Source organism: Labrys okinawensis, from assembly GCF_047345005.1.
GTDB classification, from domain to species: domain Bacteria; phylum Pseudomonadota; class Alphaproteobacteria; order Rhizobiales; family Labraceae; genus Labrys; species Labrys okinawensis.
On record NZ_CP178864.1, the window covers coordinates 4,778,683 to 4,804,423 of the forward strand.

The 25,741-nt window shown below is 62.1% G+C and carries 27 protein-coding genes; 10 read left to right on the forward strand and 17 right to left on the reverse strand.

The features are described 5' to 3' along the window. Positions 1–219: 219 nt before the first annotated feature. Entirely contained in the window at positions 220–1,494 is a 1,275-nt protein-coding gene (locus ACMDCR_RS22375) for an MFS transporter (protein ID WP_413988741.1), read from the forward strand. 134 nt (positions 1,495–1,628) lie between these two features. Beyond that, entirely contained in the window at positions 1,629–3,035 is a 1,407-nt protein-coding gene (locus ACMDCR_RS22380) for an MATE family efflux transporter (protein ID WP_413988742.1), read from the forward strand. A 26-nt stretch (positions 3,036–3,061) separates the two neighbouring features. Here ACMDCR_RS22380 and ACMDCR_RS22385 read toward each other — a convergent pair whose 3' ends face one another. After that, positions 3,062–4,585: a caspase family protein gene (locus ACMDCR_RS22385; RefSeq protein WP_413988743.1), complete on the reverse strand. Its 1,524-nt coding sequence runs from the start codon at positions 4,583–4,585 to the stop codon at positions 3,062–3,064. 164 nt (positions 4,586–4,749) lie between these two features. On the opposite strand from ACMDCR_RS22385, the gene ilvA reads away from it, so the two are divergent. Then, on the forward strand, positions 4,750–6,264 hold the full coding sequence (gene ilvA / locus ACMDCR_RS22390) for a threonine ammonia-lyase, biosynthetic (protein ID WP_413988744.1): 1,515 nt from the start codon (positions 4,750–4,752) through the stop codon (positions 6,262–6,264). Between the two features lie 124 nt (positions 6,265–6,388). Then, positions 6,389–6,568, forward strand: coding sequence for a hypothetical protein (locus ACMDCR_RS22395; protein ID WP_413988745.1), 180 nt, complete (start codon positions 6,389–6,391; stop codon positions 6,566–6,568). Between the two features lie 91 nt (positions 6,569–6,659). Here the strand turns inward: ACMDCR_RS22395 and ACMDCR_RS22400 are convergent, their stop codons facing one another. From ACMDCR_RS22400 to ACMDCR_RS22425, 6 genes are all read right to left on the reverse strand, one after another. Next, complete coding sequence (locus tag ACMDCR_RS22400; protein ID WP_413988746.1) at positions 6,660–6,953, reverse strand: hypothetical protein; 294 nt, start codon at positions 6,951–6,953, stop codon at positions 6,660–6,662. 299 nt (positions 6,954–7,252) lie between these two features. Beyond that, positions 7,253–7,723 (reverse strand): molybdenum cofactor biosynthesis protein MoaE, encoded by a 471-nt coding sequence (locus tag ACMDCR_RS22405; RefSeq protein ID WP_413988747.1) that lies wholly within the window; start codon positions 7,721–7,723, stop codon positions 7,253–7,255. A 1-nt stretch (position 7,724) separates the two neighbouring features. Further along, complete coding sequence (gene moaD, locus ACMDCR_RS22410; protein WP_413988748.1) at positions 7,725–7,976, reverse strand: molybdopterin converting factor subunit 1; 252 nt, start codon at positions 7,974–7,976, stop codon at positions 7,725–7,727. After that, entirely contained in the window at positions 7,973–8,593 is a 621-nt protein-coding gene (pgsA, locus tag ACMDCR_RS22415) for a CDP-diacylglycerol--glycerol-3-phosphate 3-phosphatidyltransferase (RefSeq protein ID WP_413988749.1), read from the reverse strand. The genes moaD and pgsA overlap by 4 nt, the downstream gene beginning before the upstream one ends. Before the next feature lie 26 nt (positions 8,594–8,619). After that, complete coding sequence (gene uvrC, locus ACMDCR_RS22420; RefSeq protein ID WP_413988750.1) at positions 8,620–10,602, reverse strand: excinuclease ABC subunit UvrC; 1,983 nt, start codon at positions 10,600–10,602, stop codon at positions 8,620–8,622. A gap of 978 nt (positions 10,603–11,580) precedes the next feature. Beyond that, entirely contained in the window at positions 11,581–12,330 is a 750-nt protein-coding gene (locus tag ACMDCR_RS22425) for an SDR family oxidoreductase (RefSeq protein ID WP_413988751.1), read from the reverse strand. 143 nt (positions 12,331–12,473) lie between these two features. Between ACMDCR_RS22425 and ACMDCR_RS22430 the strand changes: the two genes are divergently transcribed. Both ACMDCR_RS22430 and ACMDCR_RS22435 read left to right on the forward strand, forming a co-directional pair. Beyond that, the gene (locus ACMDCR_RS22430; RefSeq protein ID WP_413988752.1) at positions 12,474–12,971 is read left to right on the forward strand and encodes a hypothetical protein; all 498 of its coding nucleotides are present in this window, start codon (positions 12,474–12,476) and stop codon (positions 12,969–12,971) included. Positions 12,972–13,208: 237 nt separating this feature from the next. Next, entirely contained in the window at positions 13,209–13,826 is a 618-nt protein-coding gene (locus ACMDCR_RS22435; RefSeq protein ID WP_413988753.1) for an outer membrane protein, read from the forward strand. Between the two features lie 498 nt (positions 13,827–14,324). Here ACMDCR_RS22435 and ACMDCR_RS22440 read toward each other — a convergent pair whose 3' ends face one another. The 4 genes from ACMDCR_RS22440 to ACMDCR_RS22455 are packed head-to-tail and all read right to left on the reverse strand — an operon-like array spanning position 14,325 to position 17,015. Beyond that, on the reverse strand, positions 14,325–14,609 hold the full coding sequence (locus ACMDCR_RS22440) for a hypothetical protein (RefSeq protein ID WP_413988754.1): 285 nt from the start codon (positions 14,607–14,609) through the stop codon (positions 14,325–14,327). Between the two features lie 52 nt (positions 14,610–14,661). Next, positions 14,662–15,537 (reverse strand): IS1 family transposase, encoded by an 876-nt coding sequence (locus ACMDCR_RS22445; protein ID WP_413988755.1) that lies wholly within the window; start codon positions 15,535–15,537, stop codon positions 14,662–14,664. A gap of 33 nt (positions 15,538–15,570) precedes the next feature. Further along, complete coding sequence (locus ACMDCR_RS22450) at positions 15,571–15,771, reverse strand: hypothetical protein (protein WP_413988756.1); 201 nt, start codon at positions 15,769–15,771, stop codon at positions 15,571–15,573. Continuing rightward, positions 15,768–17,015 carry a hypothetical protein gene (locus ACMDCR_RS22455; protein WP_413988757.1) on the reverse strand — a complete coding sequence of 416 codons (1,248 nt, stop codon included), beginning with the start codon at positions 17,013–17,015 and terminating at the stop codon, positions 15,768–15,770. The genes ACMDCR_RS22450 and ACMDCR_RS22455 overlap by 4 nt, the downstream gene beginning before the upstream one ends. A gap of 348 nt (positions 17,016–17,363) precedes the next feature. On the opposite strand from ACMDCR_RS22455, the gene ACMDCR_RS22460 reads away from it, so the two are divergent. Further along, positions 17,364–18,041, forward strand: a complete 678-nt coding sequence (locus ACMDCR_RS22460; protein ID WP_413988758.1) for a helix-turn-helix transcriptional regulator — start codon at positions 17,364–17,366, stop codon at positions 18,039–18,041. Between the two features lie 84 nt (positions 18,042–18,125). Here the strand turns inward: ACMDCR_RS22460 and ACMDCR_RS22465 are convergent, their stop codons facing one another. Together ACMDCR_RS22465 and ACMDCR_RS22470 are read right to left on the reverse strand one after the other, a co-directional pair. Next, on the reverse strand, positions 18,126–18,725 hold the full coding sequence (locus tag ACMDCR_RS22465) for a glutathione S-transferase (protein ID WP_413988759.1): 600 nt from the start codon (positions 18,723–18,725) through the stop codon (positions 18,126–18,128). A 104-nt stretch (positions 18,726–18,829) separates the two neighbouring features. Next, positions 18,830–19,042 carry a cold-shock protein gene (locus tag ACMDCR_RS22470; RefSeq protein ID WP_284316494.1) on the reverse strand — a complete coding sequence of 71 codons (213 nt, stop codon included), beginning with the start codon at positions 19,040–19,042 and terminating at the stop codon, positions 18,830–18,832. A 171-nt stretch (positions 19,043–19,213) separates the two neighbouring features. On the opposite strand from ACMDCR_RS22470, the gene ACMDCR_RS22475 reads away from it, so the two are divergent. Further along, positions 19,214–20,122 (forward strand): MBL fold metallo-hydrolase, encoded by a 909-nt coding sequence (locus ACMDCR_RS22475; RefSeq protein WP_413988760.1) that lies wholly within the window; start codon positions 19,214–19,216, stop codon positions 20,120–20,122. Here the strand turns inward: ACMDCR_RS22475 and ACMDCR_RS22480 are convergent. Together ACMDCR_RS22480 and ACMDCR_RS22485 are read right to left on the reverse strand one after the other, a co-directional pair. Further along, a complete protein-coding gene (locus tag ACMDCR_RS22480) occupies positions 20,107–20,916 on the reverse strand; it encodes a DUF1499 domain-containing protein (protein WP_413988761.1) in 810 nt (269 codons plus the stop codon). The two genes, ACMDCR_RS22475 and ACMDCR_RS22480, sit on opposite strands and share 16 nt — an antisense overlap. After that, the gene (locus ACMDCR_RS22485) at positions 20,916–21,623 is read right to left on the reverse strand and encodes an HAD family hydrolase (protein WP_413988762.1); all 708 of its coding nucleotides are present in this window, start codon (positions 21,621–21,623) and stop codon (positions 20,916–20,918) included. Before ACMDCR_RS22485 ends, ACMDCR_RS22480 begins: the two co-directional genes overlap by 1 nt. Before the next feature lie 155 nt (positions 21,624–21,778). Between ACMDCR_RS22485 and ACMDCR_RS22490 the strand changes: the two genes are divergently transcribed. Continuing rightward, a complete protein-coding gene (locus ACMDCR_RS22490) occupies positions 21,779–22,711 on the forward strand; it encodes a DnaJ C-terminal domain-containing protein (RefSeq protein WP_413988763.1) in 933 nt (310 codons plus the stop codon). A gap of 22 nt (positions 22,712–22,733) precedes the next feature. Here the strand turns inward: ACMDCR_RS22490 and ACMDCR_RS22495 are convergent, their stop codons facing one another. After that, entirely contained in the window at positions 22,734–23,681 is a 948-nt protein-coding gene (locus ACMDCR_RS22495; protein ID WP_413987661.1) for an IS110 family transposase, read from the reverse strand. Positions 23,682–23,971: 290 nt separating this feature from the next. Further along, positions 23,972–25,087 carry a chorismate synthase gene (gene aroC, locus ACMDCR_RS22500; RefSeq protein WP_413988764.1) on the reverse strand — a complete coding sequence of 372 codons (1,116 nt, stop codon included), beginning with the start codon at positions 25,085–25,087 and terminating at the stop codon, positions 23,972–23,974. Positions 25,088–25,283: 196 nt separating this feature from the next. Between aroC and ACMDCR_RS22505 the strand changes: the two genes are divergently transcribed. Next, positions 25,284–25,544 carry a phosphate starvation-inducible protein PsiF gene (locus ACMDCR_RS22505; protein ID WP_413988765.1) on the forward strand — a complete coding sequence of 87 codons (261 nt, stop codon included), beginning with the start codon at positions 25,284–25,286 and terminating at the stop codon, positions 25,542–25,544. The last annotated feature ends 197 nt before the right edge of the window (positions 25,545–25,741 follow it).

Here is a 25,741-nt window from a genome sequence, read left to right on the forward strand (position 1 = left end):
TATTTGACCGGCTGACCAAATATTCCCTCGGTGCAGCCAATCAGGTAAAACGGTTTAGCGGGCGGCTCCCGCGATTTCCTTTATTTATTTCCCCGCACCAGCCCCGCGGATTTGGGCAGGGTCGGCGCTGGCGTGGGCCAGAACGCTGATTATTCGTGCCACAGCAAAGGGATAGCCAGCGATGACGCGCCGTCGGCATCGCCGGACTAGTGACGACGTATGGACGCCAAAGCAGCGACATTGCCTTCTTCCGCCGCTCCTTCCGGAGCATCGGCCTTCGGCGCCGAACGCACGGCCTATTCGATCCTCCTGGCGATCAGCGTCTCGCATTGCCTCAACGACACGCTGCAGTCGCTGATCCCCTCGATCTATCCGATGCTGCGCGAGAATTTCGCGCTGAGCTACGGCCAGATCGGGCTGATCACCCTCGCCTTCCAACTCACCGCCTCGCTGCTTCAGCCCTTCGTCGGTCTCTACACCGATCACAGGCCGCAACCCTATTCCCTGGCCATCGGCATGGGTGTGAGCCTGTGCGGCCTGTTGCTGCTCGCCTACGCGCCGAATTTCGAGGCGGTGCTGATCGCCGCCATGCTGGTGGGCGTGGGATCCTCGATCTTCCATCCCGAATCCTCCCGCGTGGCGCGCATGGCCTCGGGCGGCAAGCCGGGGCTGGCCCAGTCGGTCTTCCAGGTCGGTGGCAATCTCGGTACCTCGATCGGGCCGCTGCTCGCAGCCTTCATCGTGCTGCCGTTCGGCCAGCATTCGGTGGCGAGCTTCTCGGTGATCGCCCTCGCCGGCATGGTCATCCTGTGGAATGTCGGCACGTGGTATTCCGCCTATCGCCGCCGCACGGCGGGCGCCAAGCCGAAGTCGCACCTGATGACGGCGCCGCTCTCGCGGGCCCGCGTGATTGGCTCGATCGGCATCCTGCTCCTGCTGATCTTCTCGAAGTTCTTCTACATGGCTTCGATGTCGAGCTATTTGACCTTCTACTTGATCTCGAAGTTCAGCCTGTCGGCGCAGGATGCTCAGCTACACCTGTTCATCTTCCTGTTCGCGGTGGCCGCGGGCACACTGATCGGCGGCCCGGTGGGTGATCGCATCGGCCGTAAATATGTGATCTGGGTATCGATCCTTGGCGTGCTGCCCTTCACGCTCGCCCTGCCCTACGCCAACCTGACCTGGACGACGGTGCTCGCCGTGATCATCGGCTTCATCCTGTCCTCGGCCTTTTCGGCCATCATCGTCTTCGCGCAGGAGCTGGTGCCGGGGAAGACCGGCATGATCGCCGGCCTGTTCTTCGGCTTCGCTTTCGGCATGGGCGGCCTCGGCGCAGCGGCGCTCGGCTTCCTGGCCGATCACACCAGCATCGAATTCGTCTATAAGGTCTGCTCCTTCCTGCCGATGATCGGGCTTCTGACGATCTTCCTGCCCAATATCGAGCGGCCGAAGCCGGTGGTAGTGCAGGACAATATAGTGGAGGCTTTCGACTGAGCGGCGCGCCGGTCTTCGGACCGGTGCCTTGAACGCTTCCCGGTCGCAAGACCGGCTCACGGACGAACGGGGGCCGCGCTGGCAAAACCGCCAGGGGCCCCCGCTCCAATTTTGAAGATGGAATGGAAACGACCATGGGTACCGTGTCCCCGCGCTCGGGGCCTCAGGCTGGCCTCGGCAGCAACCAGAGCTGGAGCAAGGAAGCACTTGCAACTCTGATCCTGGCCTGGCCGCTGATCCTGACCAATCTGGTGGAGCTCGCGCTCACCACCACCAATCTCGCCCTGATGCGCGAGATCGGTCCCTTGGCCACGGCCGCCGTGACGCTCGCCAACAACCTCTTCTTCTTCTTCGCCATCTGTGGATTGGGCGTCGTCACCGCCGTGACGCCGCTGGTCGCGAGTTCCCTCGGCGCACGGGACGGTGCCCCCGACGATATCCGGCGCACCATGCAGCAGGGCCTGTGGGCCGCGGCGATCGTCTCGATCCCGGGGCTGGGCTGCCTGCTCAACGGCGAGTCTATCCTGCTCCTGCTGCATCAGGATCCGGCGATCGCGCGGGAGGCTGCCGACTATCTCCACGGCCTCGCCTGGTCCCTGCCCGCCTTCATCGGCTATATCGCCCTGCGCTCGACCGCCGCCGCGATGGGCAAGCCGCGTGCCGCGCTGTGGGCTGCCCTCTGCGGCATCATCATCAACGCCGTGCTGGCCTGGGGACTGACATTCGGCCATCTCGGCCTGCCCAGGCTCGGGCCGCCCGGCGCCGGCATCGCTACGGCCATCGCCACCTGGGCGATGTTCCTGCTGCTCGCGGCCTCGCTCGCTTTTCTTCCCAAGTTCCGGCGCTACCGGCTGTTCCATCGCTTTGGCCAGCCCGATTTCGAACGTTTGGGCCGCATTTTCAGGCTCGGCATTCCCATCGCCGTCACCCTGCTCTTCGAGGTGGCGGTGTTCAATACAGCCGCCATCCTGATGGGCATGCTCGGCGAGACGGATCTTGCTGCCCATGGCATCGCCATCCAGATCGCCTCGGTGAGCTTCATGGTGCCGCTGGGCCTCGGCCAGGCGGCAACGGTGCGCGTCGGCATGGCCTATGGTGCCAGGGACCGGCTGGCGGCCACCCGCTCGGGCTGGACAGCCTATGCCATGGGCGTCGGCTTCATGGCTTCGATGGCCGTGCTCATGCTGACGGCGCCGCATCTGCTGATCGCCGGCTTCATCGATCTTTCCAATCCGGCCAACCAGGTGGTGGTGGAACGGGCCGCCTTGTTCCTGGTCTTTGCCGGCCTGTTCCAGATCGTCGACGGGGCCCAGGTCGTGGCGTCAGGCATGCTGCGCGGCCTGCACGATACGACGGCGCCGATGCTGATCGCTGGCTTCGGCTATTGGGTGGCAGGCCTGCCGCTCGGCGTCCTGCTCGCCTTTCATTTCGGCTTTGGTGGCTCGGGAATTTGGCTTGGCCTGGTCAGCGGGCTTGCAGTCGTGGCGGTGCTGATGACAAGCCGCTGGATGATGCGGGACCGGTTGAAGATGGCGCATTGAGGCGGGACGGCTACCGCGGCCGTGCCCTATTGCCCCGACTGCAGATAAACGAGCCGCTGCATGTAGGCGGCCTGCAGGCAGGAGACCTGCGTGCCGCAGCGATCACGGGCCGCGCGCCAGGCGGCTTGGTTGTCGCTCAGCTGCGACTGCAGATAGGTCGGCAGCGAGCGGAACTTGGTCTTGAAGGCGGCGCTGAGGGCCTGGTCGAGGCGAGCCAGACCTGCATCCTGGCAGATGGCACGCTCGGAGGGGTTGAGCCGGCCATTGCACGGGAAGCTCGGCGGCACGCGCATCGCCGCGGACACCTGCGCCAATATGTTCTGGAGGAAGCCCAGCCGTTGCTGGTAGCTGTTGGCGATGCAGGTGACGTCGGCGCCGCAATTGTCGCGCTGGCCGCGCCACTCCGTCTGGTTGGCCCTCAGCTTGGCCTGCATCTCCTTGGGCAGGGCGCCATAGGTCACGTTGTAGGCAGCGACCATGGTCTGGTCGAGCGTGGCGAGATTGCCATTGTTGCAGATGGCTCCCTCGGTGGGATTCAACTGTCCGTTGCAGGGGAAGCTCGGCGAGGCCTGCTGCTCCGGAGAGCGCTCGGCGGCTCCCTGGTCGAGCGAGGCCTGCTGCTGCGGGCCGGACTGGTCCGCCGGTGGGGAGATGGGCTGTAACGACGTCTGCGCCTGATCGGTTGGCGCCTGGAACGCGATCTGCGACTGCGCTTCCACGGGCTGTTGGAGCTGAGGCTGCACCTGAGGTTCCACGGCGATGGTCTTGACGGGCTGCGGGTTTTCCACCGTGCCGGCCATGGCGAAGGAGCCGATGATCGCCTCGTTCACCCAGGGTGTCTGGCCGCCCTGCGTCGACTGGTCCACATCCGCCCGGACCTGGCCGAACATCTGCCGGATGTCCAGGCCCGGCGTCTCCATATGGGCCAGCAGCGCCGTGGTGAAGGGCGAGTTGCGCCCCGAGCCGTCCTGCGCCACCGAGCCCGGCGCCGTCGAAAAGGCGATCAGCGTGCCCCTGGCCTCGGCGGCATCGAGATCGACGCGCGCCAGCCCCCGCGTGCCGGCGCCGCGCACCAGCGTGCGCGTCAGCGGGTTGTCACGGCACGAATCCAGGATCACGATCTTCACCTTCGGGGACGCCCCGTCCACCAGCTCCAGCAGCTTGTCGAGCGAGAGCGCCTGGGTGTCGAGATCAAGCTCGTCCGAGATCTTGGCCGAGACCGGGATCAGATAGTTGCGGCCCTTCACCTGCACGCCATGGCCCGAATAGAAGATCACCACGCTGTCGGCATGGTCGGCATCGCGCAGGAAGGCCCGCAAGCCGTCATTCATCGCCTGCAGGTCGCCATCCCTCACCAGCGTCACCGCATAGCCGATCCGCCCCAGCGAGGCCGCCATGTCGGCGGCATCGTTCGGCGGGTTCACCAACGGCGTCACCGAACGATAGGCCCCGTTGCCAATCACCAGCGCCGCCTTCTGCGCGGCCTGGGCCGGGGCAAGACCGACCAGCATCAGGACAGCGAGGAAAAACAGGCGGACGAGGCAGTTCATGACCGTACTCGGCGATTGAAGAGGCAAGCAGTGTATCTTTGCCGGACAGCGGGAATCAAACGTGACTCGCCATGCAAAAACCGCCGGGCTGAGGACCGACAATACTGTCTTTCGCGACACGTTAGCATGTCCTAGATAACACCTCATTGAAAGACAGGTGTGTTGTGATCGACTACGTCCGCAGAATTCTGGATGCCCGGGTCTATGACGTTGCCCAGCAGACCCCGCTGGATCCAATGGTGCGGCTCGGTCAGCGTCTAGACGGCCCCGTGCTGCTGAAGCGCGAGGACCTGCAGCCTGTCTTCTCCTTCAAGATCCGCGGCGCCTATAACCGCATCTCGCGCCTGTCGCCGGAAGCCAAGGCTGCCGGCGTGATCTGCGCCTCGGCCGGCAACCATGCCCAGGGCGTGGCCCTGTCGGCAAGCCGGCTCGGCATCGCGGCCACCATCGTGATGCCGATTACCACGCCGACCATCAAGATCGAGGCGGTGCGCTATTGGGGCGGCAAGGTGGTGCTGCATGGCGATGCTTTCGACGAGGCCCATGCCCATGCCCGCGAACTCGAGCGCGAGCATGGCCTCACCTTCGTGCATCCCTATGACGATGGCGACGTGATCGCCGGCCAGGGCACTATCGGTGTCGAGATCCTGCACCAGCATCCCGATCCGATCGAGGCGATCTTCGTGCCGATCGGCGGCGGCGGCCTGGCGGCCGGCATCGCTTCCTATGTCAAGTTCCTGCGGCCCGAGATCAAGGTGATCGGCGTCGAGCCCGTGGATGCTGCCTCGATGAAGGCGGCGATCGCCAAGGGCGAGCGCGTGGTGCTCGATCGCGTCGGCCTGTTCGCCGACGGTGTCGCCGTGCGCCAGGCAGGCGAGGAAACCTTCCGCGTCTGCCGGGAATTGCTCGATGACGTGCTGGTGGCCGATACCGATGCCATGTGCGCGGCGATCAAGGACATTTTCGAGGATGTGCGCGTGCTGGCCGAACCCGCCGGCGCCCTGTCGCTCGCCGGCCTGAAGGCCTATGCGCAGGCCCAGCCGCAGCGTTCCGGCGCGCTGATCGCCATCAACAGCGGCGCCAATATGAACTTCGACCGCCTGCGCCATGTCGCCGAGCGGGCCGAGGTCGGCGAGGCGCGCGAGATCCTGCTGGCAGTGACCATCCCGGAGGAGGCCGGCTCCTATCGCCGCTTCATCCAGGTGCTCGGCAACCGCACGGTGACGGAGTTCAACTACCGCTATGCCGGCGGCAGCAAGGCGCATGTCTTCGTCGGCCTCAAGCTCGCCAATGCCAAGCGCGAGAAAAGCGAGATCATCGGCCAGCTCGAGAGACTCGGTTACGACGTAATCGATATCAGCGCCGACGAGACCGCCAAGCTCCATGTGCGCTACATGGTGGGTGGGCGCGTGCCGGGCCTCACGGACGAGATCGTCTTCCGCTTCGAGTTCCCGGAGCGGCCGGGCGCGCTGCTGAAATTCCTCGACGAGGTGGGGCTGAGCTGGAACATCACCCTGTTCCACTACCGCAACCACGGCGCCGACTATGGCCGCGTGCTGGTCGGAGTGCAGGTGCCCGAGGGCGACCGGCTTCGTTTCGAGGCGCGCCTTGCCACCCTTGGCTACCCCTATGAGGACGAGACGTCGAACGACGCCTATCGCCTCTTCCTCGGAGGATGAACAAGGGCGCGCTCTGTGCGCCGTGTCACGGCTTTCTCACTGAAATTACGAATAATTTACCCCAACCAGTGACCGCGCCTTAACCGGCCGACGTTACTCTGGGGCATCTGTTGGAGTTGGTACGATGCGTTTGGCAGGTTTGTTTGCCGCAAAGAACGGATTTGATGAAAGCGATATTACCGGCGTGACCATCGATGTCGTCGTCGGCCTGTTCGCCGGATTGGCGCTGATCGTCGGCGTCTGGCTGCTGGGCAGCGTCGTGAACGCCGATACGGTGCACGTCGCCTCCGCCCTGGCGGGCTGAGACCGGCGTTTGGAGCATCTTCCCTTTAGGTACGGCACAGCGCCACTGCCCACCGGCAATGGCGCCCCGAATCTCGTCTGTCCGAACGGCCTTACTTGGCCATCGAATTCTTGATCATGCCGATGATCAACTGCAGGATCGCCCCGCCCGCACCGCCGGCGATCACATTGCTGACGATGCCGCCGACGCTGAGATTGCCTTGCTGAGCAGCCGCAAGGATCGAGGGCGCCAGCGCCGTGATGAGCTGACCCAGCACACCGCCGCCCACCGCCCCGGCGATGGCATTGAGGATGGTACCCATGTCGAACTGGGGGACTGCCTTGCCGGCGCCGGCCCCGCCCAGAGCGCCGCCTACCAGGTTGATCAGAATCTGTGTGAGGTCCATTGTCGACTTCCGCTTCCTGCGGCGGTGGGTTGCCCGATATTTCATCCGCCTGCGACAAACATGCGCAGATTCTCATGGCGTTTCAATCACACCATTGCCAGGAAGCCGCCTGATTGCCGTCATAATCTCAACATTTCGGTGGATTGAGCAGTATCCGAGGATGGTTTGACCTGTTTCTTTCATTGACGACGCCGGAACTCCGTAGCGTTTTGCGATTTGACGGTATTTACAAGAATCGCAAAGACGCGTTGAAACAGTGAGTTAGAGCAAAGTGCGTTTACGCCTAATGGCGCTTTGCTTTAGGGCGTCTCGCTAGTTCTCTTCTCCCACCGCGAGGCGGCAAGATCGTCCTCGTCCTTGGCAGCCACCCAGCCGCTGCCGCTCGCCCGCTCCTCCTTTTTCCAGAAGGGGGCGCGAGTCTTCAGGTAGTCCATCAGGAAGGAAGCTGCCTCGAAGGCGACCTGGCGGTGCCTGGAGGCGGTGACGACCAGCACGATATTGTCGCCAGGCACCAGGCGGCCGAAGCGGTGGATGATGGTGACGCCGTCGAGCGGCCAGCGCCCGCGCGCCTGCGCCTCGATGCGCTCAAGCTCGGCCTGCGCCATCTCGGGGTAATGGTCGAGCGTCATCGCAGTGATGCGGTCGTCCTCCGGCCCCGCCCGGCAGATGCCAATGAAATTGACCACGGCGCCGATATCGGTCCGCCCTTCCGCCAGGGCCTTGACCTCGGCCGACACATCGAAATCCGCACTCTGCAGGCGGACGCTCATCTCAGCCGCCGGTCATCGGCGGGAAGAAGGCGATCTCCCCTGCCCCGGCAATCACCGCCGCCGGCTTGACATGGCGCCGGTCGATGGCGGCGCGCACGATCTTCGGATTCTCGAAAGCATAGGCATAGGCTTCGTTGCGCCCGGCCAGCCATTGCATGAGGTCGCCGACTGTCTTTACCTCGGGCGGCAGCTCGACTTCCTCTTCGGGAACGCCGATGCGCTCGCGCAACCAGGCGAAATAGATCAGCTTCATTCCCGCTCCTCCAGCAGGTGCTGCACGCCGCTGCGGAAATAGTCGTAGCCGGTATAGAGCGTCACCACCGCCGAGACCCAGAGCAGCACCAGGCCGATCACCGTGCAGCCGGGCAGCACGCGCTCTCCCGCTGGCCCCGCGAGCAGAAAACCGATTGCCACCAATTGCGCCGTGGTCTTCCACTTGGCGAGGCGCGTCACCGGAACCGACACGCGCAACTCGGCCAGGAACTCACGCAGGCCGGAGACCAGGATCTCGCGGCAGAGGATCACGATGGCGGCCCACACCGCCAGATTAGCCATGGTGAGCGTACCGGTCGCCGTCAGCATCAGCAGGCAGGCGGAGACCAGCAGCTTGTCTGCGATCGGATCGAGCATGCGGCCAAGCGAGGATTGCTGGCCCCAGGCCCGCGCCAGATAGCCGTCGAAATAATCGGTGATGGCGGCGAGCGCGAAGGCGCCGAAGGCGACCCAGCGCACCCAGATCACCTCGGGCCAGAAAAGGCAGGCCACCACCACCGGCACGGCGGCAATCCGACCATAGGTCAGGATGTTCGGCAGCGAGAGCGGCGAGATCCGCTTTTTGGGCGCAACAGCAGTCATGGCTTGAAGGAACATGGGGAGGCCTGCTGCGTCAACAAGCTTCATCCCGCCTTTTCGTGAAAGAAAGAGTACACCTTTCGGGCGGTGGCCTGGTCGATCCCCGGGCAGCCTTCCAAATCCGTCATCGAGGCGCGCTCGATCGCCTTGAGCGTGCCGAAATGTCGCAGGAGGGCTCGTTTACGCTGCGGCCCGATGCCGCCGATCTCCTGGAGCCCGCCCTCCTTGAGCGATTTCGAGCGCTTCTGCCGATGGGCGCCGATGGCGAAACGGTGCGCCTCGTCGCGCAGGCGCTGCACGAAATAGAGCACGGGATCGCGCGGGGCGAGCTTGAAGGGCGGCTTGCCCTCGACGATGAAGGTCTCGCGGCCGGCCTCGCGGTCGAGGCCCTTGGCGACGCCGACGAGGGCAACGTCCTCGACGCCGAGATCGGCGAAGACCTCGCGCGCCACCTGCATCTGGCCGGCGCCGCCATCGATCAGCACCAGGTCGGGCCAGGAAGGCAGGGAGCCGGGCATGCCCTCCTCGGGCTCGGCCTCCGCTATGTTCTGCGTGGGATCGCGCGGGTTCTCCTTGAGGAGGCGCGAGAAGCGGCGCTGCAGCACTTCGCGCATCATGCCGTAGTCGTCGCCGGGCGTGATCTCGGAGGATTTGATGTTGAACTTGCGATAGTGGTTCTTGGCGAAGCCCTCCGGCCCCGCCACGACCATGCCGCCCACCGCGTTGGTGCCCATGATGTGTGAGTTGTCATAGACCTCGATGCGCCGCGGCGTCTCCTCGAGGTTGAAGGCCTCGGCGACGCCTTCCAGCAGTTTCAACTGCGAGGATGACTCGGCCAGACGACGGCCCAGCGCCTCGCGGGCATTGGTGAGGGCGTGCTCGACCATGTCGCGCTTCTCGCCGCGCTTCGGCGCCGCGATCTCGATGCGGTGGCCGGCCCGCAGCGACAGCGCCTGCTGCAACAGGTCTGCGCCCTCGACCTCATGGGAGAGCAGCACCAGCCTTGGCGCCGGCTTGTCGTCATAGAACTGGCCGAGAAAGGCATCGAGCACCTCGGCTTCCGAGAGCGTGCGATCCGCCTTGGGGAAATAGGCACGATTGCCCCAGTTCTGGCCGGTGCGGAAGAAGAAAACCTCGATGCAGAACTGGCCGGCCTGCTCATGCACGGCGAAGACATCCGCCTCCTCGATCGAGCGCGGATTGATGCCCTGCGTCGCCTGGATGGCGGACAGCGCGGCGAGGCGATCACGATAGCGGGCGGCACGCTCGAATTCGAGCACCTCGGCGGCCGCCTCCATCTCATGCGCCATCTGCTCCTTGATGGCCTTGGATTTGCCGGAAAGGAAGGCGCGCGCCTCGCCCACCAGCACGGCATAGTCTTCGATCGAGACCTCGCCGGTACAGGGCGCGGAGCAGCGCTTGATCTGGTGCAAGAGGCAGGGACGAGTGCGTGTGGAGAACACCGAATCCGTGCAGGAGCGAATGAGGAAGGCGCGCTCCAGCGCATTCATGGTGCGGTTGACGGCAAGCACGCTGGCGAACGGCCCGAAATAGTCGCCCTTGCGGGTGCGGGCGCCGCGATGCTTGGTGAGTTGCGGAGCGGCATGGTCGCCCGTCAACAGGATATAGGGAAAGGATTTGTCGTCGCGCAGCAGCACGTTGAAGCGCGGCTTCAGGCTCTTGATCAGGTTGATCTCGAGCAGCAGCGCCTCGGTCTCCGTCTGCGTCGTGACGAATTCCATCGAGGCGGTCTCGGCGATCATGCGGGCGATGCGGGCCGTGGGCGCGATACCACGCGCGTAGCTCGCCACGCGCTTCTTCAGCGAATGTGCCTTGCCGACGTAGAGCACCGTGCCCTCGGCATCGATCATGCGATAGACGCCCGGCGCGTTCGGCAGCGTCCTCCAGAAGGCATGGATCACCGCCACCCCCGCTCGGAGCGCGGAGGGAACGGCCTTCTCGTCAAAGGCAAAGTCGACGGAGGAAGAAGCCTCTTCGGCTTCGGGAAGTTCGGGCGAGTCGATCATGACTATAAGATAGGACGACGGAGCAGGCGTGACGAGGGGACGAGCGCTACACAGTGTGGTTCTGGACAGACGGGTTCTGCGTGCTGCACCAGAGAAACCGATAGTCATAGGATCATTTAAAAATGGGCGCTTCAAACGCGGCGCTTGCGTGCCTCTCCGGCTTCCGCCTCCGCTTTCTCACCGCAATGCGCAAGCGCTCTCGTTCCCACGCCCTTTCGGGCTGGGTTGATTGAGGAGACCGGGCGATGGCGGCTGCGGGGCAGCCGTGAAAGCAGGATCATGGAAGATGCAGGCCGCACTGTCGGTGCAGGCCACCATCGCCCCGTTCCGGCGGCCGGGCACGCTGACAAGGCGTGCAAGGCCACCTGTTTTTTCCGCCTTCTGAAGGCGGAGGCGAGCCTGGAGCGGATGGCACGGACCATCCGAACCCGAACCCAGCCGGCTCGGCAAAGGGGCTGAGCGACGTCCGTCCTGGCCGGACGGTGGCATCAGCCGTCTTCACCGCATCGGCGGGAGGAGGGGACGAAGGCGTTGCCGGGCTGTTGCCCGCCATGCTCCATCCAGGGATCACAGGGCACTTCCATGGGGTGCCGATCCCGTCTGTCCCGCTCGTCACCCCTGGAGGCCAGCTTCGAAGGAAGCATGGCCGCCGCATGCGCCTGCCGCCTGGGCAGGCTATCGGGGTGGATGGAAGCGTTCGGAGCCGGGTTGTTCCTACGCCGGCTGCTGACTGCTTCATTCCGGAGGAGATGACAGCATGGGAGCGAAGGAAAGTCAATATTTGTTCATTTTCTGTCCAACGGAATCCAACGCTTATGTCATCAGCGGTGCATGCCAAGCCAATCGAGCCACACCGAAGTGCCGCAGTCGGGCATGTAAAGCCGATTCTCAAAACAGTAGGCGGCAGTTTTGCTGCGAAACATAGCGACTGCCACACCAGGGTCGGTTGTGCAGCTCCACACTCCGGCTTTTGGCGCGCTATTCCGCCCAGGCGAGATGCTGGCCGCCATCGACCGCAATCATCTGGCCGCTGACGCTACGAGCATGGGCGAGGTAGAGCGCAGCCTCGACAATGTCGGCGACATCGCTGCCATGGCCGAGCGGCGTGCCGGCGGCTTCCGCCTCGAATTCCTCCGGCGTCTGCGAGGCGGCCTGCAGGGTCGGGCCGGGGCCAATGGCGTTGACGCGGATGCGTGGGGCCAGCGCCTGGGCCAGGGTCTGCGTCGCAATGTGCAGCACGGACTTGCTGAGGTAATAGGAGACGTAATCCGGCCGCGGATGCAGCACGCGCTGGTCGATCAGATTGACCACCGAGGGATCCTTCACCTCGTCCACCACTTGGGCGGCAAACGCCTGGGTAAGGAAAATGGGCGCCTGCGCATTGACGGCGAACTGAATGTTCCAGCTCTTCGCCTCCAGAGTACCGACGGCATCGGGCATGAACATCGAGGCCGAATTGACCAGAAGGCTCAGCGAGCCGATGGCCGCCCTGGCTTCCTCGACGATGCGGCTGACGCCATCACCGGCCGAGAGGTCGCCGACCACCACGCACGTCCTGCGGCCGAGGGCTCCGATCTCCATGGCCAGCGCATCGGCTTCCGCACGCGAACGGTTGCAATGCAGTGCGACGTCATAGCCCTGGCGCGCCAGCCCGAATGCGATCTCGCGGCCGATACGCTTGGCGGCGCCGGTCACCAGGGCTCGCCGTACTCTTCCAGCATCCACCATGCCTTCCTTCCCTCGTCGAGGCCGATCTTCACGTTCCGTTTACGCTGTGGCCAACTTCCTGCCCAGCGTTAACGCCGCGAAATCCACGAGCATTGTTCAACTGGCACATCGGCCCCCTCACGGTGCAAGCGCCCGGACACACAATGCTGAAGGTCACCCTCCTCACTTGTGCGATCATCGCCGCGCAGCCTCTCATCGAGGGCGCGCGGGCCGGCGAAGCCATGCCTGCCTCCCTGTCGATCGTGTGGACGGGCCACTTCGTGAACATGACTAGGGCGCCCGTGCTCGGCAGCGCCGTGGCTGCAACCGAGGCTCAACGCACCCGGCGGGCCGAAGGCAATGGCGATCCCGATATCGTCGGCTCAATTCCGCCCGATGCGGCCGGGAACCCCGCTAGGGATATCGCCAAGTTGGGCGGTACGCAGACCCTGTCGCTCTGCGCCATCCCTGGCCTCGCCGAGGACAACGCGAGCGACAGCCTCGCCTGCGGCGGGGCGCGGCATAATCGCTGGTCGGCCAAGGCAGCGACGTTCAACTACGACCTGAGCACTGTCAAACCAGGCTTCATGAATGCGCCCGCACCCTACACTGCCGCATGGGACAGCCTTCCAATGGCGGCTCCACCGGCAGCGGCGCCCTGACAGCTGCGCCAAGCCATCCGCGCAGTGTCTCAATGTATAATAAAACAATAACAAACATGGTTAACGAAGTATTATAGAGTACACTATAGAATACGCCATAATATTGCCTTGTTAAATTGTCTTAATAATCCCATGAGACAACTTTCTCTTAAGAGTCTTAACGTACCACGGTCACAGAACAGCTCGATGGCTTGGGAACACCGGCGTCATTGCGAGTATGAGTACCAGGAGTTCACGATGAAGAAGCTTCTTCTTGTCATGGCAGCGACGCTGATCGCCGGCTCCGCCTATGCTGCCGATATCCCGACCAATCAGCAACCGGAACCCGCCTATCAGGCCCCCGTAACCTGGACCGGTCTCTATGCCGGTGTGAATCTCGGCTACGGTTTCTCGGGCGACTTCGACCCGCCCGGCTGGCGCCTCAACAGCGCCAGTGGCTGGACCGGCGGCGTCCAGGCCGGCTACAATATGCAGTATGATCCGATCGTCGTCGGCATCGAAGGCTCGCTCAACTATGCCGATATCACCGACAAGTGGATGGGCGGCAAGGGCACGCTCGGCTTCAACGGCTCGATCACGCCCCGTCTCGGTTACGCCATGGGCGACTTCCTGCCCTATGTGAAGGCCGGTATCGCCGGCGGTGACGTCGAGATGAAATATGTCCGCAGTGACACCAACTTCCTGGTTGGCTGGACGGCGGGCTTCGGCCTCGAATACCGCGTGACGCCGGAAATTTCGGTGCGGGCCGAGTATAACTACACGAGCCTGGCCCGCGGCGACTACGACGTGAATGCCCTGCCTCGCGCCAGCTATAGCGGCAGCGACGTCAAGCTGGGCGTCAACTATCACTTCTGATCGGATCGGAAGGGACGCTCCGAACGGGCCCGGCAAAGCGCCGGGCCCTTTTCGTTTTTCACGGCTGGTGCAGCCGAAGCTGCGTCAGGGGCGCCGCTCGGTGTGATGGTGCCGACGATGATCGTAGCGCCACTCGGCATCCGGCCAAAGGCAAGCCACGTGGCAGTCACACCAAACGTCCATGGGTTGACATGACCGCATTCAAGCAGAACCTTGCTGACAGGAACCGGTGGTGGGTCAGTTTGAAATTTAGAAGTCGATCATGTCAGGCTGCCACCACGAAGGGGCGAGGAGACACATGTCCGCGAGAAGGCGTTGAAACGCCTGCTGGTCGCAGTAGCCTTCTTCATCGATTGGAACGGTAAATGGTGCGCCTGGCCAAGGCCAACGCCACCATTCTGCGGTGTTCAATGGCCCCAGCCCTTCCGCCGGATAACACCCATATGATCTAAGCTTACGTTCCCAGTTGTCGCGAGGAAGGCGATGAACTGAGATCATTTAAGCTGCGCGCCGCGCCTCGTAGAATTTCTTCTGCCGCGTGTTCGCAGGAAGCCACGGCAATGAGCGCTCAATATCAAGAGGCTTAATCAGCACGCGAGCGCCCATCATCTCACCGATGATCGTTTCAAGAGCAGGCATTACGTCTGCTAAGACCAATTCTCTATTGGGATGAGATAAAACAAATCCGGGAACGTCGTCACTGTATACGCGCAAACCGCCATCCGAACGGTTCTCAAACACAACTGAGATACGCCACAAGTTGGCTGTCTCGTCGCTGCGCATAATAAGTCCTCCGGTAAGTACAAAGGCTAAACTGATTTGCCTAACAAATCAATTACGCCCTTTTCTTATAGGGGCCACGCTTGCCGCCCTTCGGTTCCATCGCTTCGACCAGCGCCACGATATCGCTGACTTCCCAAAGCTTCTTGCTGATGCCCGCTGCCATGGCCGGCGTCGTGCGCAGCGTCTGATGAATACGGACGAAGTTGTCGTACATCATGTGGAGAGCGACGGCGTAGGCGTGGTTCTCAACCTTCTTTGAGAAGCCATTGGTCAAGCGCGTGAAGCGGCGCATATGCATGCGGATCGTCAGATTGGAGCGCTCTACGTACGAAGTGGAAACATGCTTCTTGTCCGGGTTGCCTTCGACCGTCGTCTTCTTCGTGCCGATGCATTCTGCTGGGCTATAGCGGCCCTTGAAAGCATCCGGCGCGGCCCCGTAGAGCTTCACAAGCTGGGCGTAGTCCACATCTGCGCCAAAGGCACCCTCGACGGCGTCCAGATAGGCTTTGTGGCCGTCTGAGGTCAATTGCACGCGGTTGGCGAGACGACCGGCAACGTCATCCATGAACCAACCGGCGCACTCGCTGTCACGACCGCCGACGAAATAGGACAAGATCAATTTGGTCTCGGCCTCAATCGCAGTCCAAGTCCATGTATCCCCCGCGCCGTCTGGGGCTGCCTTGGCTTCTTTCACGTTCTTTTGCTTGGCATAGGTGAAACTCCAGATTTCATCAACCTGGATGCGCTTTGCCTTCACGTTGCGGACTTCGATGTCATGGAAGGCCATGCAGGCCTTCCCCGTGTCAACAAGCAGCTTAATGACGGTGTTCTTGCTTGCGCCCGTCAAACGAGTGATCGCGCGGATGGATTGACCTTCACAAAGAAGGTGAAGGATGCGTGCGCGGTCGTTTGAATCGAGCTTGTTCATAGCTCAATTCAATATGACACTTATGCTTGAGCGTCAAGCACTTTCGGTCAATTTCAATTGCTCTTTTCGAAATTCTTCCAGATCGCTCCATATCTTTTTGAACGCTTCGTCGGCTGCTTCAGAAGCGTTTTCCGGCGGCCTCCGGCGCATAAGAGATGACCCTTTGGCGGGATGTCGGATGCGACTTTCCAGCGTTTGGATGACACGTGCAGATGAATTGGCGCGCTTCATCATGGTGCTTCCCTTCTCAGTCTCTTCCTAACCGCATAGTCCGAATTAAGTTCCATATTAAAGTAATGTTTTCTCTTTGTCCATATTAAACCATCTCCCTTAGATATAATGGCAACATCCACAGGACCACCAACGGACTCTAGTCTAGAATCTACCTTACGTCGTAATGAGGTAAGTTCCACCATAGCCTCTGCCATGGCTGCCATTTCATCTTTTGGCAAGCTACTAACAATGTTCGTTATCGCTCTAGAATGCTGTTTATTTCTAAGCTTGGAAAATTGATCCAAGAAACTTTCCATTACTTTTATGTTTTCGCGCTTTTGTTTTGATAATTCTACAGTTCTTTCATCTTTTTCTTTTATATAGCTATTAATAACTTCTTCCGATCTAGTATTCAAAAATCTCAACCAAATCTTTTCTATAAATTCGATGTAACTTTCATTTATCCCCTCCATAAACATGAATACAACGTCAGTTTGCCCAAAGGGCACTATTATGCCTGGTGATTCATTGGGGTTATTTAGATCAGAGATATCTACACTCCATGACCTGAATATTCCCTTGCATTTTCCGTCCACAATAAAGTGCTCGGCATAAGGGAACATCTGGTCCTTGCCAAAACCGGCAAAAACTACACCCGTATGGTATTTAGAGGTAACCTCTCTTCTAGCTAATTCGAAGCAATAATTAACAAATATCTTATGTAATTCATTAGTAATTTTTTGCTCAAAAACATCTGAAGCCAAATCTTTAATTCTCTTTGAAAATTCTCTAGAAAATACCGGGAGAGTTATATTATTATCAAATACTTCCATACTTTCTATAATCTTCAAGTGCTCTAGAACTTCGTCGGCCACCACCTTACGAAATTCCATTTTCCTTTCGTATACAATAGACTTATTTAATATTTCAAAAAATACCACAAATAAATAATCTAAACTTAAATTCTCGTTTGCTTCGTGTTTAAATAAATCGCTGCGTATGTAATCAAAAAAATCGGCCGAACATTCCTTCACACTGCCATAAGCTTTATTTCCCGTGCGCTCCCTAAAGCACTTAACGATAGTTTCCCACGGGTATCCAATGAAGTCACCAAGCCCATAAAACATGACGGCGATGTCATTGGTAGGGCCAAGGGAAAAAAGCTTATTGCCGCTTTTCCAGACTCTATCGCGGCCAATTGTCAACGCGCTATCGGCGGCAAGAGCAACCGCGCCCCGATTCAAGATAGCTATTTCAGTCGTCATCCTTATGCCACCTTGCGGCGGCTGCCTTACGGGCTATCTCAGAACGAATTTCAGACGACAACTTACGCGCCCTAGCTTCGCCGCCCTTGAGGCCGCCCGCCCTCCCGAGAATAGACATAGAACTTCTATCTGACTCGGTGGTTGGCTGGGAATCGCCAGTTGCGACTTCTACAATAAATTTTGCCAACTGATTGGGGTCGCGAGGGCGCTTTGGGTGCTTCGTGCTCATGCTGGCATCATGCTTGACGAACGCGGCAATTCCAAGGGTCAATGCCTCTAAATTTCAAACTGACCCACCACCCAGGAACCTGTCAGCAGTCGGGCTAGGCCTCCGGGGAAAGGACTTGCATGCGCCGCACTACCCGCCTGTTCGAGATCATCCAGTTCCTGCGCGTGGCCCGCAAGCCGGTGACGGCGGAAACCATCGCGAGGCAGCTCGAAGTCACCAAGCGCACCGTCTACCGGGACATCGCCTCCCTTCAGGCACTGTCGGTGCCGATCTACGGTGAGGCCGGCATCGGCTATGTCATGCGGGCCGGCTACGATCTGCCGCCTTTGATGCTTTCAATCGAGGAGGTCGAGGCATTGGTGGTGGCACTGGGGTTGCTGGAGCGCACCAATGACAGGGGCCTGCGCAACGCAGCCGTGTCGATCCGCGCGAAGATTGCCACCGTGCTGCCGACATCGGCGCGCAACCCCATCGACCGGGGCAGCCTCTATGTGCCGCAATGGATCCATCCCCAGCAGGTAACGGTGGATCTAGCCATGGTGCGTGCGGCAATCCGGGAAGAACGCAAGCTGCAGCTGCATTATGCCGACGCCGAGGGCAAGCCGAGCCAGCGCGTCATCCGCCCCATCGGTGTGGTCTACTACGTCGAGGTCATGCACATCATCGGCTGGTGCGAATTGCGGCGGGATTTTCGCAGCTTCCGAGCCGACCGCATCCGAGAATGCCAGCCGACCGACGAATATTTTGAGGGCGAAGGCGCAAAATTGCGCCTTGCCTGGGAGCAACGGCAGGAATGAAGGCCTCACTCCAAAGCCCTTGCGCCTGTAGCCGGCAACACGCCTGTCGCCCCTGCTGCAAGAGGCCAACGTGAACCGCCCCGCTCAAGCGGGCCTGGTTGACGCAAAGGACGGCACCTGCGCCTCGAATTCCGTCAGCCAGGCCAGAAGGCCGGGATAGTCCTGGCGCCAGGCGCCGGCGAAGCGCAGGTCGAGATAGCCAAGGGCGCAGGCGAGCGCGATGCTTCCGGCATCGAGTGCGCCATTGAAGGCCCCTGCCCGCCTCTCGAACGAAGCGAGGCCCCGATCGACCTTACCCGTCTGGACTTCGAGCCAACGCGCGCTGTGATGCTCCGTCTCGCGAAAACGCCCCTCATAGACCCGCAGCAGCGAGGCATCCATGATGCCATCAGCGAGGGCCTGACGGTTGAGCACATCGTATCGGGCCGGCCCGGTCGGGATGATCCGGCCACCCCCGGCAAGGAAATCGAGATAGTCGAGAATGACACGGCTGTCGTAGAGGGCGGTGCCGTCTTCCAGCAGGAGAACCGGGATCTTGCCGAGCGGGTTTTGCTGGCGCAGCGAGTCCTGCGGATCGTTGGTATCGGCGGGAACGACGGTGATGCGGTCGAATAGTCCGAGGTAATGGGCTGCGATCTTGACTTTCCGTCCAAATGGCGAGGCGGGCGAGGAGCGCAATTGCATGAGGCCGAAATCCATCGATTGGAATAACCAGACACTCCGGAGGAGCGGCTGCATTCCATATCCTATTTCGGCGGCCGGGTCCCGCAACCCGGTGGATATTCGCCTCAGGCCTTCGCCAGATTTACTGCCTTGGGGCCTTTGCCCTTCTTGTCCGGCTCGACATCGAAGGAGATCTTCTGTCCTTCGGAAAGCGTTCCAAGGCCTGAGCTTTCGACCGCAGTCACATGAACGAAGATATCGCGCCCACCATCGTCCGGCGTAATAAAGCCGTAGCCTTTCTGGGCATTGAAGAATTTGACGGTGCCACTCTGCGCCATCTTCCACTCCCGGTCCTGATCCAGCCCCGAACGACCGGATCCATTCCACATTAGTAGAACCGTAAGTTTCGTCCAAAGGGCGTCTGTGCGCAAGAGGCGATCTTGCCGAAGGTAATCGAATAAAGGAACTACACCCTTGCCGCCCGGTCAAATCACATGGATGCTTGCGGGATGAGTGAAGACATCCCGTATAATCGAGAACCGCCGGTAGTTGGCATCAGCGAAAACTTATCGCCCGGTGTGCGGCGCATCGTGGCGCCCAATGGCGGACCGTTCACCTTCACGGGAACCTGCTCCTATATTATTGGGCACGGCACAGTCGCGATCATCGATCCCGGACCTGACGATCCCATCCATATCGCAGCCCTGCTGGCGGCGGTGGCGGGTGAGCAGGTAGCGGCGATCGCCCTCACCCATACCCACCGCGACCACTCGCTCGCCGTTCCGGCCCTGGTTGCGGCCACAGGCGCCCGGACATACGGCGCCGGGCCGCACCGCAGTGCCCGGCCGATGCATCAGGGCGAGATAAATCTGCTCGATGCCGCAGGCGATACGGCCTTCCGGCCCGATATCGTGCTGGCGGATGGCGATGCCATCGAGGGGCCGGATTGGCGCCTCGAGGCCATCGCGACACCCGGCCACTGTGCAAACCACCTCGCCTTTGCACTCGCGGGGGACGAAGTGCTGCTGTCGGGGGATCATGTCATGGCCTGGTCGACCAGTATCGTCGCGCCGCCGGACGGGGCGATGGGCGACTACATGGCCTCGTTGCGCAAGCTCATCGGGCGCCCGGAAACCCGCTATTTCCCCGGGCATGGCGGCCCTGTACTGCAGCCGCAACGCTTCGTGCAGGCGATGATCCGCCACCGCCTCCTGCGGGAAGCCTCGATCCTGGAGGCGCTGCGGGACGGGCCTGCCCCGATCGCCGTGCTGACAAGAAAAGTATACGCCGGACTACAACCGGCATTGTTCGGAGCGGCGGCGCTCAACCTCTTCGCCCATCTGGAAGACCTCATCCAGCAAGGACGGGTCGGCACGCATGGTCCGCCCTCCTTCGACGGGACCTATTGGCTGGCCTGATCGGGCAGCAGGGCACGGTCGCGCAGGTCAGCCAGGAAATTCTGGACATGGGCGGCGTTGGCGCCGAAATCATAGGAGCCGTAGCGGGCAGCGGAGCGCATATCGATGCGTGTCTTGCCGCCATCGACCCGGATGCGCACGGCGATATCGTCGGTGGTGCCGAAAAGCGTCGAGGTCGCCACCGCCTCGATACGATCGGACGGGGCGATATCCGGCAGGCGCACGCGCGCCGCCGTTTCCGCCAGGCGCAGGTCGGCCACCACGCGCCAGCGCCGCTCCTGCATCAGCCTCAGCACCAGCTTGCGGATATCGTCGGGAGGGATGTCGATCAGGAGGGACTGGATCTGCGGCAGGGCCTCGCGCTGATATTCGGCACTGCCGGCGGGATAGGTGGCGGGATTGGCATCGGCCGGCCGGTCCTTCGCAGCATGGGACAGCAAGGGCGGATCGGCCGTATCGGTGGAGACATCGACAATCGCCGGTACGCTCAGCGCGAGCCAGGATGCAAAGCCCGCGGGCGCGAGCAGCACCAGGGCGAGCACGAAGCCAGTCAGCGACCGCCCGAAGCCCCGCTCGCCCTTGTGCCAGATCAGCACGAAAGCGACGAGGGCGAAAAGGAGGGCCATGAGGGCGACGAGCAGGCTGCCGACCAGCGCGGCGAAGGCAGCGCTCATCGGTGCCAGGTGAAAGCGCAGGAGGACCAGACAAATCAGCACGGCCTCGAAAGCGAAGACGGCCGCGCGGCGCGACGACGTAGCCCAACCAGTCGGCGGTGGAGCGGGGCGCCGGAACATCAGCGCTCGAGGGCTTCGAGGAGGGCTGGCAGATCCATCACGCTGTCGATCACATGATCGGCGTGAGGTGCCAGTTCCTCCCGGCCGGCAAAGCCCGAAAGCACGGCGATGGCCGTGCCACCTGCCGCCTTTACCGCATGCAGGTCATGGGTGGAATCCCCCACCAGGGCAACCTCCTCCGGTGAGATACCGAAGGCGGCGGCGAAGCCCAGCACGGGGCCGGGATCGGGCTTGCGGCCATGACCGGAATCATAGCCGAGCACGGCATCGAGCCAGGGCAACAGGCCGAGCTTCTCGCAATGGGCGCGGGCGCCGGCCTCGGAATCATTGGTGCAGATGCCGGTGAGATAGCCCTTCGCCTTCAAGGTGGAGAGCAGCCAGGGCGGATCACCGATCGGGGTGACGTGCTTCAGCCCCTCCTCGATGAAGATCCGGTCCATCTGGGCGAAGAAGGCATCGTCGGCCGTTTGGCCGAGGGCGCGCGCCCAGGTCACGCCGTAATCGGCCGAAGACTGCGCTACCAGCACCGATGTTGGCCGGATGCGATGGCTCTTCAGATCATAGTCGTTGATCTCGACAAGGCGCGCCATCTTCTCTTCATTACCGGCGCTCAGGCGCAGCATGGCGGCATAGGCGGCAGCGCTCCAGGTCAGGTGGAAGTCGACGAGAGTTCCGTCCTTGTCGAAGAGTATGGCGCGTATGGGCATGGCGAATCCGTCAGGCTGCGGCATCCCCATGCATAGGCAATTTGGCCCCGCAAGCATATTGCGGAATCCGCCGACAAATCCCATCTTCGTCAGGAATCGTGGGCCTTGCGCCACGGCAGCCGGCTGCCCATCAGGGGGCCGGCCGGAGGATTGACATGCGTGACCCCTACAGCGTGCTTGGCGTATCCAAGACAGCGAGCTTGGCCGAGATCAAGAAGGCCTTTCGCAAGCTCGCCAAGCAATACCATCCCGATCAGAACAAGGACACCAAGGCCGCGGCGAAATTCGCCGAGATCAACACCGCCTATGAGATCGTCGGCGACGAGACCAAGCGCGCCCAGTTCGACCGTGGCGAGATCGACGCCGAGGGCAAGCCACGCTTCCAGGGCTTCGAGAGCGCTGGCGGTCCGGGAGGCGGTTTCAGCCGCGACGGCGGCAATTTCGAGTTCAATTTCGGCACTGGCGGCCGAAGCGGTGGCTTCGGCGGTGGCGCTGGCTTCGACGATATCCTGAGCGAGATGTTTGGCGGCCGTGCCCAGCGCGGCGGGGCCGGCCCGCGCGGCGCCCCGCCGCGTGGCGAGGACATTCAGGTGACGGGGCAGATCCCCTTCACCATCTGGGCGCTGGGCGGCAAGGCCCGCGTCGAGCTTGGCCCGGGCCGGGCGGTGGATGCCTCCATCCCCGCCGGCATCGCAGCCGGCAAGACCATCCGCCTGCGTGGCCAGGGCGAACCCAGCCCCTTCGGCGGGGAATCGGGTGACGCGCTGATCATTGTGGCTGTGGCGCCACACGACATTTTTCGCGCCGAGGGCAAGAATGTCCGCGTCGACGTGAACGTCACCATCTATGAGGCAGCGCTCGGGGCCAAGGTGCGCGTGCCCACACTGGACGGCTCTGTCGACCTCACCTTGCCCAAGGGCACCACGGGCCTGCGATCGTTCCGCCTGAAAGGCAAGGGCGTGCAAGACAGGGACGGCGCCGGCGACCTCATCGTGCAGCCGCGCATCATCATGCCGGACAAGCTGGACGAGGATCTGGAGGCTGCGCTGATCAAGCTGCGCGACAAGGGCTACGATATCGGGCGGTAGTCCTGGGAGTATCCGTATTCGGTCAAGCAGCTTTAGGCGTCCAAATCCGATTATCTCGCAAGAGGGCGTTAGCGAGGATGATGAGCTTGCGCATGATGGCGACGATGGCGATTTTTTTGGGTTTTCCGGCGGCGACCATGGCCTGGTATTTAGCGGCGAGGTCGGGGTTCCATCGGATAGCGGCGACCATGGGCATATAGAGGGCTCGTCGCAGAAGGGCTCTTCCCCCGCGAATGAAGCGCTTGCCATTTTTGCTGCCGCTGTCGCGTGGGACAGGGGCGAGGCCGGCCAGGCTTGCGGCTTGAGGGGGAGACAGGGTGCCCAGTTCAGGCATGTGGATGAGCATGGCGTGAGCTGTGATGGGTGCCACGGCGGGGATGGAGTCGAGGATTTCGGCTCTGCGCTTGAAGGCGGGATCCTTGTCGGCCCGCCTGGCGATCTCCTCGTCGATGGCGTTTATCTGCGCTTGGGTCAGAGCCAGTGTCTTGGCGAGTTGGCGCTTGATCAGGGGGAGTTCGGCGGTTTGCTGGCGGGTCTGGGTTGCCACTTTGATCTTCATCAGGGCGTCCCGCGCCGCGGCCAATTGCTTCATCTCCTCAAGGGCCTGGCTGACGATGAGGGTCGGCTCGGGCTGGACGGCCTGGCCATAGCGGGCCAGGGTCATGGCATCGATGCGATCGGTCTTGGCCAGCCTGCCAATACCTTCGGCAAAGCGTCGGGCCTGGCGCGGGTTGAGCTTGACGGCCGGCAGGCCGGCCTGGTTGAGCGCGCGTTCGAAGGCGCGATGATAGGCCCCCGTTGCTTCGAACACCACACGCTCGACAGTCCAGGAAGAAAGCCAGGCAAGCAGGGCGCGATGGCCCGCCTGGGTGTTGGCAAAGCGCTTGATGAGGCCTGCCGGGTGGACAGCCACATCCAAATGATCCTTGCCGATGTCGGTGCCGACATTGTGTGCTAGGCTGCTCGTCATCTTTTCCAAGTCCTCTGCTTGTCTCCGGAGCAATGCCGGTATCCGTTCAGGCCTCATGGAAAAGAGAGGGGTGGTCAGACTCCTAAGTCAGTCCTTCGATTATCGCAGGCACGACCCGTCCCCTCCCGCCTCCAGCTCGGCGGCCACCGAGCTGGAGGCATCCAAAAGCTAGGCTTGCACGATGGGATTGAAATAGACAATCGCAGGCTTCCAGCCTGCTCTTGGAAACGATGCGGTTCAAGATGCAGGCTGGAAGCCTGCGATCCCAGGAAGGACGTCCGCGCCCTACTCTATTTCCTAAACGGCCACTCCACGGGCGTGCCCACCTGCCCGCGATGCCGGAGCACGTGATCGGCCAGCACGCAGGCCATCATCGCCTCGCCCACCGGCACGGCGCGGATGCCGACGCAGGGGTCGTGGCGGCCCTTGGTGATGATATCGGCGTTGTGGCCGTAGCGGTCCACCGTGCGGCGGGTCTGCAGGATCGAGGAAGTCGGCTTCACGGCAAAACGCACCACCACCGGCTGGCCGGTCGAGATCCCGCCGAGGACGCCGCCGGCGTGGTTGGAGAGGAACAGGAGCTTGCCGTCGTTGCCCATGCGCATCTCGTCGGCATTTTCTTCGCCGCCGAGTTCGGCCGCCGCAAAACCGTCGCCGATCTCCACACCCTTGACCGCGTTGATGCTCATCATCGCCGCCGCGAGGTCGCCGTCGAGCTTGCCATAGATCGGCGCACCCAGGCCCGGCGGCACGCCTTCCGCCACCACCTCGATCACCGCGCCGATGGAAGAGCCGGCCTTGCGGATGCCGTCGAGATACGTTTCGAAGAATTCGGCCATTACCGGATCGGGGCAGAAGAAGGGATTGTTATCGATCGCGTTCCAGTCCCAGCGTGTGCGATCGATCCTGTGCGGGCCCATCTGCACCAGGGCGCCGCGGATGGCCACGCCGGGCAGCACCTGGCGGGCGATGGCACCGGCCGCCACGCGCGAGGCCGTCTCGCGGGCCGAGGAACGCCCGCCGCCGCGATAGTCGCGCAGGCCGTATTTGACGTCATAGGCATAGTCGGCGTGGCCCGGCCGATACTTGTCCTTGATCTCCCCATAGTCCTTGGAGCGCTGGTCGACATTCTCGATCATCAGGTTGATCGGGGTGCCGGTGGTCACCAGTTCGCCTGTCTCCTCGTCTGGCATCACGCCGGAAAGGATACGGACCTGGTCGGGCTCGCGGCGCTGCGTGGTAAAGCGGCTCTGTCCCGGCTTGCGGCGGTCGAGGAAGCCCTGGATCATCGCCTCGCTCACGGGCAGGCGCGGCGGACAGCCGTCGATCACGCACCCCAGCGCGATGCCGTGGCTCTCGCCATAGGTGGTGACACGAAACAACTGACCGAATGTATTGAACGACATGGGAACCCGCTGCGACCGATTTGGCAGCCTTCTACAGCATGACAGGCCCGGCAGGGAACGGCTTTGCGCAGTTTTATCGGATAACCCAACGGAAGACGGGACAGTGCCACAATTTAACCACGACTTCGCCGCATGGCAGCGGATGGGCGGGGGCACAACCAGAATCCAGAGGCGAGGCCTCGTGGAGGAGACTGCCATGAAAATCCTGAAATCCCTGCTCGTTCCTGCCGTTGCCGCGCTGGTCCTCAGCGCAGGTGCCGCCTACGCCCAGACGACGCCGGCCCCGGCGACCCCGGCTCCTGCCATGAAGGCCAAGCCCGCGAAGCCGGCCATGAGCGCTGACCAGAAGGCAGCCATCTCCAAGGCCTGCTCGGCCGCCGCCGACAAGCAAGGCCTGCATGGCAAGGATCGCAAGAAATTCCGCGAAAGCTGCAAGAGCCATGGCGGTCCGGCCTGATCAACTCGGGCGATATTGACGATGCGGAAGGCCAGTCTCGCAACTGGCCTTTCTTGTGTTCAAGCAACCGATCCAGCCGGGTTGCAACAGCTTCAATCTCACGAAGCCTAAGAATTATTGTTTGCCCCTAGAGCAAAATGCGTTCGGGCAGGAGCGGATTACGAAATTAACCCCAGGTCGCGTCCTGTTCTCCATTC

What these genes read in the sequence shown, in the direction of transcription:
- ACMDCR_RS22475 (WP_413988760.1), top strand. Translation starts at nt 19,214, where the DNA reads ATGAGTGAAGACATCCCGTATAATCGAGAACCGCCGGTAGTTGGCATC.
- ACMDCR_RS22400 (WP_413988746.1), bottom strand. Translation starts at nt 6,953, where the DNA reads ATGGACCTCACACAGATTCTGATCAACCTGGTAGGCGGCGCTCTGGGC.
- pgsA (WP_413988749.1), bottom strand. Translation starts at nt 8,593, where the DNA reads ATGTTCCTTCAAGCCATGACTGCTGTTGCGCCCAAAAAGCGGATCTCG.
- ACMDCR_RS22405 (WP_413988747.1), bottom strand. Translation starts at nt 7,723, where the DNA reads ATGAGCGTCCGCCTGCAGAGTGCGGATTTCGATGTGTCGGCCGAGGTC.
- ACMDCR_RS22450 (WP_413988756.1), bottom strand. Translation starts at nt 15,771, where the DNA reads ATGATGAAGCGCGCCAATTCATCTGCACGTGTCATCCAAACGCTGGAA.
- ACMDCR_RS22440 (WP_413988754.1), bottom strand. Translation starts at nt 14,609, where the DNA reads ATGCGCAGCGACGAGACAGCCAACTTGTGGCGTATCTCAGTTGTGTTT.
- ACMDCR_RS22460 (WP_413988758.1), top strand. Translation starts at nt 17,364, where the DNA reads ATGCGCCGCACTACCCGCCTGTTCGAGATCATCCAGTTCCTGCGCGTG.
- ACMDCR_RS22435 (WP_413988753.1), top strand. Translation starts at nt 13,209, where the DNA reads ATGAAGAAGCTTCTTCTTGTCATGGCAGCGACGCTGATCGCCGGCTCC.
- ACMDCR_RS22495 (WP_413987661.1), bottom strand. Translation starts at nt 23,681, where the DNA reads ATGACGAGCAGCCTAGCACACAATGTCGGCACCGACATCGGCAAGGAT.
- ACMDCR_RS22470 (WP_284316494.1), bottom strand. Translation starts at nt 19,042, where the DNA reads ATGGCGCAGAGTGGCACCGTCAAATTCTTCAATGCCCAGAAAGGCTAC.
- aroC (WP_413988764.1), bottom strand. Translation starts at nt 25,087, where the DNA reads ATGTCGTTCAATACATTCGGTCAGTTGTTTCGTGTCACCACCTATGGC.
- ACMDCR_RS22505 (WP_413988765.1), top strand. Translation starts at nt 25,284, where the DNA reads ATGAAAATCCTGAAATCCCTGCTCGTTCCTGCCGTTGCCGCGCTGGTC.
- ACMDCR_RS22395 (WP_413988745.1), top strand. Translation starts at nt 6,389, where the DNA reads ATGCGTTTGGCAGGTTTGTTTGCCGCAAAGAACGGATTTGATGAAAGC.
- ACMDCR_RS22380 (WP_413988742.1), top strand. Translation starts at nt 1,629, where the DNA reads ATGGGTACCGTGTCCCCGCGCTCGGGGCCTCAGGCTGGCCTCGGCAGC.
- uvrC (WP_413988750.1), bottom strand. Translation starts at nt 10,602, where the DNA reads ATGATCGACTCGCCCGAACTTCCCGAAGCCGAAGAGGCTTCTTCCTCC.
- ACMDCR_RS22445 (WP_413988755.1), bottom strand. Translation starts at nt 15,537, where the DNA reads ATGAACAAGCTCGATTCAAACGACCGCGCACGCATCCTTCACCTTCTT.
- ACMDCR_RS22490 (WP_413988763.1), top strand. Translation starts at nt 21,779, where the DNA reads ATGCGTGACCCCTACAGCGTGCTTGGCGTATCCAAGACAGCGAGCTTG.
- ACMDCR_RS22465 (WP_413988759.1), bottom strand. Translation starts at nt 18,725, where the DNA reads ATGCAATTGCGCTCCTCGCCCGCCTCGCCATTTGGACGGAAAGTCAAG.
- ACMDCR_RS22375 (WP_413988741.1), top strand. Translation starts at nt 220, where the DNA reads ATGGACGCCAAAGCAGCGACATTGCCTTCTTCCGCCGCTCCTTCCGGA.
- ACMDCR_RS22385 (WP_413988743.1), bottom strand. Translation starts at nt 4,585, where the DNA reads ATGAACTGCCTCGTCCGCCTGTTTTTCCTCGCTGTCCTGATGCTGGTC.
- moaD (WP_413988748.1), bottom strand. Translation starts at nt 7,976, where the DNA reads ATGAAGCTGATCTATTTCGCCTGGTTGCGCGAGCGCATCGGCGTTCCC.
- ACMDCR_RS22485 (WP_413988762.1), bottom strand. Translation starts at nt 21,623, where the DNA reads ATGCCCATACGCGCCATACTCTTCGACAAGGACGGAACTCTCGTCGAC.
- ACMDCR_RS22455 (WP_413988757.1), bottom strand. Translation starts at nt 17,015, where the DNA reads ATGACGACTGAAATAGCTATCTTGAATCGGGGCGCGGTTGCTCTTGCC.
- ACMDCR_RS22430 (WP_413988752.1), top strand. Translation starts at nt 12,474, where the DNA reads ATGCTGAAGGTCACCCTCCTCACTTGTGCGATCATCGCCGCGCAGCCT.
- ACMDCR_RS22480 (WP_413988761.1), bottom strand. Translation starts at nt 20,916, where the DNA reads ATGTTCCGGCGCCCCGCTCCACCGCCGACTGGTTGGGCTACGTCGTCG.
- ACMDCR_RS22425 (WP_413988751.1), bottom strand. Translation starts at nt 12,330, where the DNA reads ATGGTGGATGCTGGAAGAGTACGGCGAGCCCTGGTGACCGGCGCCGCC.